The 12,145-nt window shown below is 35.4% G+C and carries 13 protein-coding genes; 12 read left to right on the forward strand and 1 reads right to left on the reverse strand.

All coding sequences use genetic code 11. The features are described from left to right. Nucleotides 1–2: 2 nt before the first annotated feature. The 7 genes from CSC80_RS13830 (at nucleotide 3) to CSC80_RS13860 (ending at nucleotide 6,402) form a co-directional block, all read left to right on the forward strand. Nucleotides 3–929: an aspartate carbamoyltransferase catalytic subunit gene (locus tag CSC80_RS13830; RefSeq protein ID WP_099192563.1), complete on the forward strand. Its 927-nt coding sequence runs from the start codon at nucleotides 3–5 to the stop codon at nucleotides 927–929. A gap of 1 nt (nucleotide 930) precedes the next feature. Further along, nucleotides 931–1,263, forward strand: a complete 333-nt coding sequence (locus CSC80_RS13835; protein WP_071339965.1) for a ribonuclease Z — start codon at nucleotides 931–933, stop codon at nucleotides 1,261–1,263. Nucleotides 1,264–1,305: 42 nt separating this feature from the next. Further along, on the forward strand, nucleotides 1,306–2,211 hold the full coding sequence (locus tag CSC80_RS13840) for a ribonuclease Z (protein WP_099192565.1): 906 nt from the start codon (nucleotides 1,306–1,308) through the stop codon (nucleotides 2,209–2,211). 78 nt (nucleotides 2,212–2,289) lie between these two features. Beyond that, a complete protein-coding gene (pdxH, locus tag CSC80_RS13845) occupies nucleotides 2,290–2,937 on the forward strand; it encodes a pyridoxamine 5'-phosphate oxidase (RefSeq protein ID WP_099192611.1) in 648 nt (215 codons plus the stop codon). Between the two features lie 10 nt (nucleotides 2,938–2,947). Beyond that, nucleotides 2,948–3,436: a histidine phosphatase family protein gene (locus tag CSC80_RS13850; protein ID WP_099192567.1), complete on the forward strand. Its 489-nt coding sequence runs from the start codon at nucleotides 2,948–2,950 to the stop codon at nucleotides 3,434–3,436. Continuing rightward, a complete protein-coding gene (gene ppk1, locus CSC80_RS13855; RefSeq protein WP_099192569.1) occupies nucleotides 3,433–5,499 on the forward strand; it encodes a polyphosphate kinase 1 in 2,067 nt (688 codons plus the stop codon). The genes CSC80_RS13850 and ppk1 overlap by 4 nt, the downstream gene beginning before the upstream one ends. 12 nt (nucleotides 5,500–5,511) lie before the next feature. Further along, nucleotides 5,512–6,402 carry an exopolyphosphatase gene (locus CSC80_RS13860; RefSeq protein WP_074669672.1) on the forward strand — a complete coding sequence of 297 codons (891 nt, stop codon included), beginning with the start codon at nucleotides 5,512–5,514 and terminating at the stop codon, nucleotides 6,400–6,402. Between the two features lie 8 nt (nucleotides 6,403–6,410). Here the strand turns inward: CSC80_RS13860 and CSC80_RS13865 are convergent, their stop codons facing one another. Next, on the reverse strand, nucleotides 6,411–6,992 hold the full coding sequence (locus tag CSC80_RS13865) for a tRNA-(ms[2]io[6]A)-hydroxylase (protein WP_074669671.1): 582 nt from the start codon (nucleotides 6,990–6,992) through the stop codon (nucleotides 6,411–6,413). Nucleotides 6,993–7,113: 121 nt separating this feature from the next. Between CSC80_RS13865 and CSC80_RS13870 the strand changes: the two genes are divergently transcribed. The 5 genes from CSC80_RS13870 to eboE are packed head-to-tail and all read left to right on the forward strand — an operon-like array spanning nucleotide 7,114 to nucleotide 12,145. Beyond that, nucleotides 7,114–7,965: an EboA domain-containing protein gene (locus tag CSC80_RS13870; protein ID WP_099192571.1), complete on the forward strand. Its 852-nt coding sequence runs from the start codon at nucleotides 7,114–7,116 to the stop codon at nucleotides 7,963–7,965. A 1-nt stretch (nucleotide 7,966) separates the two neighbouring features. Beyond that, nucleotides 7,967–8,875: a TatD family hydrolase gene (locus CSC80_RS13875; RefSeq protein ID WP_099192573.1), complete on the forward strand. Its 909-nt coding sequence runs from the start codon at nucleotides 7,967–7,969 to the stop codon at nucleotides 8,873–8,875. Between the two features lie 3 nt (nucleotides 8,876–8,878). Further along, a complete protein-coding gene (eboC, locus tag CSC80_RS13880) occupies nucleotides 8,879–9,778 on the forward strand; it encodes a UbiA-like protein EboC (RefSeq protein WP_099192575.1) in 900 nt (299 codons plus the stop codon). A gap of 7 nt (nucleotides 9,779–9,785) precedes the next feature. Beyond that, on the forward strand, nucleotides 9,786–10,946 hold the full coding sequence (locus CSC80_RS13885; RefSeq protein WP_099192577.1) for a 3-dehydroquinate synthase: 1,161 nt from the start codon (nucleotides 9,786–9,788) through the stop codon (nucleotides 10,944–10,946). Nucleotides 10,947–10,951: 5 nt separating this feature from the next. Further along, entirely contained in the window at nucleotides 10,952–12,145 is a 1,194-nt protein-coding gene (gene eboE, locus CSC80_RS13890) for a metabolite traffic protein EboE (protein ID WP_099192579.1), read from the forward strand.

A 12,145-nucleotide genomic window follows, 5' to 3' on the forward strand; every position in this document is an offset into this window, starting at 1 on the left:
AAATGAGCGAACTGAGTGTTAAACACTTACTGGGAATTAAATACCTAAAGGAAACCGATATTCAGCTTATTTTTGAAACTGCCGATCATTTTAAAGAGGTAATCAACCGGTCTATTAAAAAAGTGCCTTCGCTTAGAGATATTACCATTGCCAATATATTTTTTGAGAACAGTACTAGGACTAAACTGTCTTTTGAATTGGCGGAAAAGCGTTTATCTGCAGATGTGCTTAATTTTTCCGCAAGTCAGTCTTCGGTTAAAAAGGGTGAAACCTTAATAGATACGGTAAATAACATTCTATCTATGAAAGTAGATATGGTGGTGATGAGGCATCCTAACCCTGGTGCGGGCATATTTTTATCCAAACACGTAAATGCATCAATCGTAAATGCTGGTGATGGTGCACACGAGCATCCAACACAGGCATTGTTAGATTCTTACTCCATACGTGAAAAATTAGGAGACGTAGCAGGTAAAAATGTAGTGATCGTTGGTGATATTCTTCATTCAAGGGTTGCCCTTTCAAATATTTTTGCGTTAAAATTACAAGGAGCAAATGTTAAGGTGTGTGGTCCTAAAACATTGCTTCCTAAGCACATAGAATCTTTAGGGGTCGGTGTAGAAACCAATTTAAGAAAAGCGTTGGAGTGGTGCGATGTAGCTAACATGTTGCGCATACAAAACGAAAGATTGGATATAAGTTATTTCCCGACCACACGAGAGTATACCCAACAATTTGGGGTGAATAAAAAATTGCTTGATAGCTTGGATAAGGAAATTGTAATAATGCACCCAGGTCCTATAAACAGAGGTGTGGAAATTACAAGTGATGTGGCAGATTCCAAGCAATCTATAATATTAAATCAGGTAGAAAACGGAGTTGCCATTCGTATGGCGGTAATTTATTTATTGGCATCTAAAATAAAATAATATGATTTTCACTAAAGAAGAATCGTTGATTATTGTATCTCAAGAAGAAATTTCAATTGAGCGTTTTTTAGAGAATTTGCAGAAAGAATATGCAAAATTAAAAAACGATAATTTGGTGTTAAACTTGTTAAGCTTCTCAAAGTTGACACCTTATAATGTTATCTCATTTTTAGAAATAGCAAGAATGCACAAAAAGAACGGACAGTCGTTCGTTTTGGTATCGGATAAAGTGTCTTATGATGATGTTCCTGAAGAAATTAATCTTGTGCCAACACTTCAAGAAGCTAGAGATGTTGTTGAAATGGAAGAAATAGAACGTGATTTGGGTATATAACAATACGCAAAGCACAGATAAGAATACTTAAGTACTTATTTTATGCGCCTTACTGTATTGGGTTGTTATGCGGCAACACCAAGAACGCTTACGAATCCTACGTCACAAATTTTAGAAATTAATAATCAAGTTGTATTAATTGATTGTGGTGAGGGAACCCAGGTAGAGCTTAGAAGGCATAAAATAAAGTTCTCAAGAATAAACCATATTTTCATTTCTCACCTACATGGAGATCACTTTTTTGGACTCCCAGGTTTTATTTCTACCATGAGATTATTGGGTAGGGAGAAAGCACTTCATGTATACGGCCCCAAAGGAATTAAAGAGGCTATTACATTGCTTTTGAAATTGGGAGATTCTTGGACAAACTACCCATTGTTATTTCATGAACTTACCAGTAAGGAACAGGAGCTTATCTTTGAGGATGATAAGATAAGTGTAACTACCATACCATTAGATCATAGGGTATATACAAATGGCTACTTGTTCAGGGAAAAATTAGGCAAGAGAAAGCTGAATGTTACTGCGGCAGAAAAGTATGGGATTGACAAAGCTTACTATAACAATATAAAAAACGGAAAGAATATAACTTTGGATAGTGGCACTATTGTACCCAATAGTGAATTAACCTTTGATCCGCCTGAGCCAAAATCTTATGCATTTTGTAGTGACACCGTTTACGATGAAAGTTTGGCTGAAAAGATTAAAAATGTAGATGTTTTATATCATGAATCTACATTTTTGGAAACAGAGACCGATCTTGCCGTGAAAACCAAGCATGCTACCGCTAAACAAGCCGCAATGGTAGCAAAAAAAGCTAATGTAAAAACCTTAGTGTTAGGTCATTACTCTACCCGCTATAAATCAATAGTATTGTTTAAAGAAGAAGCTTCAACTATTTTTCCTAATGTAGTTCTTGCTGATGATGGTAAGACATTCGATTTTTAAACCTTTTAATACGTTTTTATAACGTTTATTTTCCTTTCTTTTTAGAACTTTGTTTATCTTGTTTTTAACACGAAAATGATGCAGAAAGATTTAGGTGATTATAGAAAATCCTATGAGAAAAGTGCGTTGGTAGAAGACAGTATATCTGATAATCCAATACAGCTATTTCAAACATGGTTTTATGAGGTTGAAAATTCCGATGGGGTAGATGAACCCAATGCTATGACGGTTTCTACGGTAGGTTTAGATGGTTTTCCTAAAAGCAGGGTAGTACTTCTTAAGAAATATACTCATGAGGGTTTTATCTTTTATACGAACTACAATAGCGAAAAGGGAAAAGCTATTAGTGAAAACCCAAATCTATGTCTATCCTTTTTTTGGGCAAACTTAGAACGCCAAGTAATCATAAAAGGTGTTGCCGAAAAATTGCCTGAAAATCTTTCTGATGGTTATTTTGAGTCAAGACCTGAAGGAAGTAAATTAGGGGCATTGGTATCAAATCAAAGTACTGTAATTGATTCCAGAGCCGTATTGGAAGATAAATTAGCTAAGTTGGAAAAAGAATATAACGGTAAAGAAATAGAAAGGCCTAAGCATTGGGGTGGCTATTTGGTAAGACCTTTATCTATAGAGTTTTGGCAAGGCAGACCTAATAGACTGCATGATCGAATTAGGTACACCCTTACCAGTGAATTTGATTGGAAAATGGAACGATTGGCTCCTTAAATATGTTAACATGAAGAATCTATTTTTAATGCGCCACGGTAAGTCTTCTTGGGAGCTAAATGTTAGTGATCAAGATAGGGCACTTTTGCAAAGAGGGGTTAATGATGCCCATTTGGTTGCTATGGAAATTGCCAGACAAGATATTAAAATAGATAAAGTATATACTAGCCCCGCAAACAGGGCATTTCACACTTGTATGATTTGTCTTAGAATTATTGGTCATCCTTTAAATAATTGTGGTATAGATTCAAGTTTGTACGACTTCTCAGGTGATCAGGTTTTTGAGTTTATAAAACAATTAGAGGATACTTTTGAAAATGTTCTCATTTTTGGGCATAATCATGCTTTTACCTTTTTAGCAAATTCGTTGGGAGATAAACTTATAGATAATGTGCCCACCAGCGGTTTTGTTCAATTACAGTTTAAAGAAAATTCATGGCCCGCTATCACTCAGGGCTCAACAATACAAACCATATTTCCGAAGCAATTAAAAGCATGATAAAAAACAACAATCAGTACGTAAATAGAGAAATAAGTTGGTTATGGTTCAACGAGCGTGTACTACAGGAAAGTGCAGATAAGAATGTGCCATTAATTGAAAGATTACGGTTTTTAGGTATTTTCTCAAATAATTTAGATGAGTTTTTCAAGGTGCGTTATGCAACGGTTAAGCGTATTGTAGAAGCTGGTAAAACCGGCAAAAGTGTACTTGGGGGAGAAAAGGCAAAAGATCTTCTAGAAGAGATTACCAATATTGTAATTGAACAGCAAACAAAAAGTTTATCAATTCTTAGAAGAATTGAACATGAGTTGGAAGGGGAGAATATATTCATTATCAAGGAAACGGAATTAAACGATAATCAAAAGGATTTCGTGAAGGTCTATTTCTTAAAGGAAGTGAGTCCGCAATTAATGACTATCATTTTAAATGATTTAACACGTTTTCCTACCCTGAAGGACACTGCAGCGTATTTGGCTGTTAAAATGGTAATTAAGAGTGATGATAGTAGAAAAGAGAAAAGATATGCCTTAATTGAAATACCCAAAGGAATTGATCGCTTTATTGTATTGCCAGATGAAGGAGATAAAAGTTATATCATAATACTAGATGATCTAATTAGGTACTGTCTTGGCAATATATTTACCATGTTCGAGTATGAATCTATTTCTGCTCATATGATCAAAATAACAAGAGATGCCGAACTTGATATTGACAACGACCTTAGTAAAAGTTTTATTGAAAAAATTTCATCTAGTGTAGAGCATAGAAAAATAAGTGATCCCGTACGCTTTGTATACGATAAGAGTATTGGCAGGGACACCTTGACTTTTCTAAAGGAAAAGATGAACATAGAAGATACGGATAGTGTAATACCAGGTGGTAGGTACCATAACCGAAGAGATTATATGGGTTTTCCAAGCTTGGGAAGAAAAGATCTTTTATATGACAAGATAGTTCCGTTACCGGTAAAGGGGCTTAGTGTAGAAGGTAGTATTTTAGAGAGTATAGCCAAAAAAGATTATTTGCAATACACACCCTACCATACGTTTACCTATGTATTAAAATTTTTACGTGAAGCTGCACTTGATCCAAAAGTACGTTCCATAAAGATTACGGTTTATAGACTGGCAAGTAACTCACAAATTGCTGCAAGTTTGATCAACGCGGTTAAAAATGGTAAACAAGTAACCGTTCAAATTGAACTTCAGGCACGTTTTGATGAGCAGGCAAATATTGAATACGCAGAGCAGTTACAGTCTGAAGGGGTTAAATTAATATTTGGTGTTCCAGGGCTAAAGGTTCATAGTAAAATATGCTTAATTGAGCGCGAAGAAAATGGAGCTTTAAAGCGATACGGTTTTGTAAGTACAGGTAATTTTAATGAATCTACCGCAAGAATTTACACAGATTTCACTCTTTTTACTGCAGATGATTCCATACTAAAAGAGTTGAATAAAGTCTTTGACTTTTTTGAGACTACCTACAAGATCAACAAGTATAAACATCTTATAGTATCTCCGCATTATACCAAAAATGCGTTTATGAAATTAATTGATAATGAAATAGCAAATGCCAAGCAGGGCAAAGTGGCTTTTATCAAAATAAAAATGAACAGTTTTACCTCTTATAAAATGGTAGATAAACTGTATGAGGCTAGTAGAGCGGGGGTAAAGATCCAGTTGATCATAAGAGGTATATGTTGCTTAATACCAGGGGTTGAGGGTATGAGTGAAAACATAGAAGCTATAAGTGTTATTGATAAGTTTTTAGAGCATACTCGTTTCTTTGCGTTTGCAAATGGTGGCGATACTAAAATGTATATATCATCTGCAGATTGGATGACTAGAAACCTTGATTATAGAGTTGAGGTTGGTTGCCCAATTTATGATGAGGATATAAAAAAGGAATTGATGGATACGTTTGATATCTGTTGGAGAGACAATATGAAAGCTCGTGTGTTTAATGAAAAACAAGACAATGCATACCGTAAATCTTCCATACCTAAAATAAGATCTCAGTTTGCTACGTACGATTATTATGCTAAAAAACAGGAATCTTAAAAAAAGTATTTTTTGAAAGTAAGAAAATTTGCGGCAATTGATATAGGCTCCAATGCTATTAGATTGCTAACACACAATGTTATTGAGGATAAGGGTAAAAAGACTCAATTTAGAAAAAGTGCATTGGTAAGGGTACCTGTAAGGCTAGGTGAAGATTCTTTTACCGTTGGTGAAGTTTCTGAACAAAATGAAGCCCGTTTAATAAAGACCATGAAAGCTTTTAAGCTTTTAATGGAAGTGTCGGGTGTTGAAAGGTACCGTGCATGTGCTACATCTGCAATGAGGGAAGCCAATAACGGTAACGAGATAATTGAGAAGATTGTAAAGGAATCTGGGGTCAAAATAGATTTAATAGACGGTAAACAAGAAGCTGCTATTATAGCTTCTACAGACTTAAAAAACTTGATTAAAGATGATCAATGCTATTTGTATATAGACGTTGGTGGTGGTAGTACGGAGTTTACCTTGTTTTCTAATGGTAAAATTCAAGTGAGCAAGTCGTTTAAGCTGGGTACGGTAAGACTTTTAAATAATATGGTTAAACCGGAAACTTGGAATAAACTAGAGGAGTGGATCAAAACAATTTTAAAGGATAAACCCAAATTATCCATTATAGGGTCCGGTGGCAACATTAATAAGTTGCATAAACTATCAGGTAGAAAAGAAGGTGAGCCACTTTCTTACATTTGGTTGAACGCGCAATATCATTTTTTAGACAGTCTAAGTTATGATGATAGGGTGTCTGAGCTAGGATTGAATCCAGATAGGGCAGATGTTATAATTCCTGCAACCAAAATTTTTCTCTCGGCCGCAAAATGGAGCGGGGCAAAGAAAATTCATGTTCCCAAAATTGGACTTTCAGATGGTATTATAAAAGATTTGTATTATTCAGAAGCTAAATAAGCCGCGTTCTATCCGTGAATGCTTTCTTTTTTGCCTAGGTCTTTCATGATCTGGGCTTCATATTCTAAAAGACTGTTCCATTTTTTGTTCACCTCTTCAAGATCTCCATATTTACGAGCAAACTTTAGGAACATGGTGTAATGCCCCGCTTCACTGATCATTAACTTGTGATAAAATTCGGCTAGTTTTTTGTCTTCCAGTTCTTCGGATAATAATCTAAAACGTTCACAACTACGCGCCTCAATTAAAGCTGCATATAATAATCTATGCACTAATTGGGTAGTTCTACTACCGCCCTTTGGAAAGTATTTAATAAGTTCTATAACATATTCATCTTTACGATCCCTGCCCAGCGCATTTCCTCGCTTTAAAATAAGGTCGTGTACCATTTTAAAATGACCCATTTCCTCTCTAGATAAGGCTATCATTTCCTCAACAAGTTCAGTATATTCAGGGAAAGATACAATGAGTGATATTGCTGTACTTGCGGCTTTTTGCTCACAATACGCATGATCTGTCAATATTTCATCAATATTCTTCTCAACAATGTTTACCCATCTTGGATCGGTAGGTAGTTTTAAGCCTAACATAGTTCTCTTTTTTTCAAAATTAGAAAGAATTTAAAGACCTAACGAATTTTAATCAAAAACCTAGACCGCTTCCTGATGAATAATAATTATTTTTGATGTAGAGACCATCCAAACAACAAAAATGCATAATCCAATAGATGTTCAAAATATACTGAACACATACGGGGCGCCAGATAGTGTCGCCTGGCTAAAAGGTAAAATTGAAAGTTTAAAAGAAAATAAATCTTCTAAAGATTTATTTATGACCTATAGTTTGTTAAATGTAAAATTTGATGCTGTTAACGTAATATCATTTGATGCATTGGATACAACGAGTTCGCGCTATTTAAGTGGGCACAAGGCAACTATTCTACAGGTGTCGCGTATTTATTTTTTAGCAGAGATATTAAGTCAAGATATTGAATTTTATACACCAAAGGTTGCCAATATTATACAAGTGGCGGATACCGGTGAATTAGAAACCTTTTTAAAGTATTTGGTTTTACTACCCAACCCAGAGGCATATAAACAGACAGCTGTAGAAGCGTTAAGAACTAATATTGCAACGATTTTTGATGCTATTTCATTGAACAATCCGTATCCGGCAGAATATTTTAATGATCAACAATGGAATCAAATGTTTTTGAAGGCGGCTTTTATGGAAAGAGACCTTTCGCAAATAGCATCCATTGATGAAAGAGCTAATGAGGATTTAGCTAGAATAATATCCGATTATGCACATGAAAGATGGGCTGCAGGTAGAAAAATAGATCCATTGTTCTGGAGACCTGTTTCAAAATTTTTAAATGAGCAGCTTTTGGGTGATATGAAGACATTACTTAACAGTGATGATGTTGTAGAAAATTTAGCCGGAGCTCTTTGCTGTTATTATTCGGAAAACGAAAAGGCCCTTGCGCTATTGAACGGTAAGCCAGAGCTAAAACATAAAATTGCCGATGGGCATACAACTTGGAATACGATAAAACAACAATAGAATGGAAGATAAAATGATGATCATTGACCCGCATGTACACATGACGTCAAGAACAACAGATGATTATGAAGCAATGGCAGCAGCGGGAGTTGTAGCAATAATAGAACCATCCTTTTGGTTGGGTCAACCAAGAACCCAAGTAGGTTCTTTTCAAGATTACTTTAGTAGTTTGGTGGGTTGGGAGCCTTTTAGGGCCAGTCAATTTGGTATAAAACATTATTGCACTATTGGTTTAAATTCAAAAGAAGCAAATAATGAGGCTTTGGCAGAACAGGTAATAGAATTGTTACCGTTGTACTTACATAAAGAAAATGTGGTCGCTATTGGTGAAATTGGATATGACGATCAAACACCTGCAGAGGATAAGTTTTTTAGAATGCAGCTAGATATGGCTAAAGAACTTAATATGACCGTACAGGTACATACGCCGCACCGAGATAAAAAAGCAGGAACCATAAAGAGTATGGAGGTTTGTTTGGAGCATGGTTTAGATCCTGCCAATGTAATAATTGATCATAACAATGAAGAAACGGTAAAAGAGGTTCTTGACCGTGGTTTCATTGCTGCTTTTACCATCTATCCCAAAACAAAAATGGGCAATGAGCGTATGGTAGAAGTTGTTAAGAAATATGGTAGTAATAATATTATAGTGGATAGTTCGGCAGATTGGGGTGTAAGTGACCCTTTAGCAGTGCCAAAAACAGCATCTTTAATGCTAAAAAGAGGTGTGTCTATGGAGGATGTTAGAAAAACCTGCTATCAAAATGCATTAGATGCCTTTAGTAAAAATGGTAAAATGAGAGAAGCGCATTGGTTGCAGCCAGATAGTATTAATCAATCGCAACTTTTTAATGATAATAGTGTTCTTAGGGGGCAAAAACCTCGTATTGACGAAGATCAAATCATTTAACAAATGAAAGAAAAGTTAATGGGTTTTGCTCGTTTGGCAAGACCTGCGAATTTGCCAACTGCCGCAGCGGATATATTGGCAGGTATTGCCATTATATTATATCTTAAGGATATAGTAGTGCTTAATTTTGTGAGTGGGCAGAGCGGCAATGTACTTTCTTTGGTTTTCTCATCAATTGCCTTATATGCAGGTGGAGTGGTTTTTAACGATGTTTTCGATGCAGATCTAGATGCGGTCGAAAGACCGGAGCGGGCAATTCCAAGTGGACTTGTACCCAAAAAAGAAGCTATTTATTTTGGTACAATTCTCATGCTGATCGGTATAACATTGGCATTTAAGACTACTGTATTATCAGGTTTAATATCTGTTGCTTTAACCGTGGGTATTTTAACATATGATGGCTACTTTAAACAATTTGGGTTTGCTGGTCCCTTAAATATGGGAATTTGCCGTGGATTAAATCTTTTAATGGGTATGTCTATTCTTGGAAACCTAACACATTGGTACATTTCATTGGTTCCTGTTGTCTATATTTTTGCCATCACATTGATCAGTAGAGGAGAGGTGCACGGAGATAATAAAAAACATATTGTTTGGGCAGGTATCTTATACGCAATAGTTATTCTATCCATTACGTTAATTGTAATGCAACAGAAAGACAATCTCTTGGTGCTATTACCGTTTATATTAATGTTTGGGTTTTTAATTTATTCGCCTTTAATTAAAGCGTATAAAGTAAATTCACCTAAAAACATTAAGAAAGCTGTAATGGGTGGTGTATTGTCACTAATTGTGATGAACGCTTGCTGGGTGGCCGGTTTTTCTAATTGGTATTTGGCATTGGCCGTTTTATTATTATTACCATTATCCATGCTTTTGTCAAAATTATTTGCAGTAACATAAAATACGTATGCAATTACAACCTATAAAACAGTCTTTTCAAGTACAGTATGATTATCAATTATATTTTACTTCTGGACTATTTGCTTTAGAAAATCAAATGTTCGTAAACTTAATTGCGGACTATAAAGATTTTGAACCTGTAAAACTATTGTTTGTTTTAGATGACGGAGTTAAACATCATCATCCCACTTTAATACCTCAAATTGAAGATTATTGTAAAGCACACCGGCAAACTATAAAATGTACCGAAACTTTAGTGTTGCCAGGGGGAGAACAAGTAAAGAATAGTGATAAGGCTATTGAATCAGTGTTAAAAGGGGTAAACGATAATAAAATTTGTCGTCATTCTTTTGTGGTAGTCATTGGTGGTGGTGCTGTAATTGATATGGTCGGTTATGCGGCAGCTATAGCACATAGAGGCGTTAAATTGATAAGAATACCTACAACGGTATTATCACAGAACGATTCTGCAGTAGGGGTAAAGAACAGTGTAAATGCATTTAAGAAAAAAAATTTTTTAGGAACATTTGCACCGCCGTTCGCCATTATTAACGACAGTGATTTTCTTGAAACCTTAGAACAGCGCGATTGGATTTCCGGAATTTCCGAAGCCATTAAAGTGGCATTGATCAAGGATAAAACCTTTTTTAAATATATTGCCGATAATGCAGTTGCATTAAAAAATAGGGAAATGGAGCCTATGCAGTATGTTATTTACAAATGTGCCGAAATGCACATGCATCATATTGCACAAGGTGGAGACCCATTTGAATCCGGATCGTCTAGACCTCTGGATTTTGGACATTGGGCTGCACATAAAATGGAATTCATGACCAATTATGAGTTGCGACATGGTGAAGCTGTAGCCAAAGGCATCGCATTAGATGTTACCTATGCGCAGTTAGTTGGATTGATTTCTGAAGAGGATTTACAGTACATTTTGGATGTAATGATCGCTATTGGTTTTGATTTATCACTCCCGGTGCAGAGCAATGATAAAATTGAGCAGTTATTAAACGGTATAGAAGAGTTTAGAGAGCATTTAGGGGGGCAATTGACAATAACCCTTATTTCTGATTTGGGTGTAAAGCACGACGTACATACTGTTGATATGGAGTTAATGTCCAAAGCCATTGTTAAACTTAATCATCAATTCGCATTAAATTAAATGCAATGCAACTGAAAAAAAACCTTCACCTAACATATTGTACAAATATTCACCCTGGGCAAGATTGGAAAAATACTTTTGAAAGTATTAAGCGTCATGTGCTTGGTATAAAAAATGAAGTTTCAAAGAATCAAGCTTTTGGTTTAGGACTGCGCCTATCAAATAAAGCCAGCGAAGAGCTTGACATGGGCAGTAATTTGACCGACTTTAAAAAGTGGTTAAATGATAATGATTTGTACGTGTTTACCATGAATGGTTTTCCTTATGGAAATTTTCATGACGAGCGTGTAAAAGATTTGGTACATGCGCCAGACTGGACTACAGATGACCGCTTAAATTATACCAAAAGACTGTTTCGTCAACTTTCGGAATTAATTCCCGCGGGATTGAACGGCGGAATTTCAACATCTCCAATCACATATAAATACTGGCATAAGACCCTTTTGGAAACAAAAAATGCATTTGAAATCGGTGCAAAGAATATGCTTGAAGTTGCCAAGCAATTGTTCAAAATTGAACAAGCTACAGGAAACTATTTGCATTTGGATATTGAACCTGAACCAGATGGTTTGCTAGAAAATAGTGATGAAGTTTTGTTGTTTTATGCGGATTACTTGGTTCCTATAGGTAGAGCTTATTTTAAGCAGGAATTAGGTTTAAATGCAGATGAGGCAGAATCTTTAATTAAAAAATATATTACGGTTTGTTATGATGTTTGCCATTTTTCATTGGCTTATGAAGAACCTACCGATACGTTTGCCAAGTTCAAGGCAAATAGTATAAAAGTTGGTAAAATTCAAGTAAGTGCAGCGTTAAAAATTATTTTTAACGGTACCAATGATGAACGAATTTGGGAAGAACTTTCACAATTTAATGAGCCTACCTATTTACATCAGGTAACCGAAAAATTAGACGGAAAGGTTAAGACTTATAGTGATTTACCTTTGGTATTGGAAGGGGATAGAACTCATGAAGAACTAAGGGCCCATTATCACGTGCCTATATTCTTGGAAAAATATGGTGAACTGTTTTCTACACAAGATCATATTCTAAAAACAATAGCATATATTAAAGAAGACCCAATTTCAGAGCATTTAGAGGTAGAGACTTATACATGGGATGTACTCCCGGCAGATTTAAAACAGGATTTATCAGTGTCAATAATACGAGAACTAGAGTGGCTTAAATCACACATGTAA

The organism is Maribacter sp. 6B07 (genome assembly GCF_002700155.1).
GTDB lineage: Bacteria > Bacteroidota > Bacteroidia > Flavobacteriales > Flavobacteriaceae > Maribacter > Maribacter dokdonensis.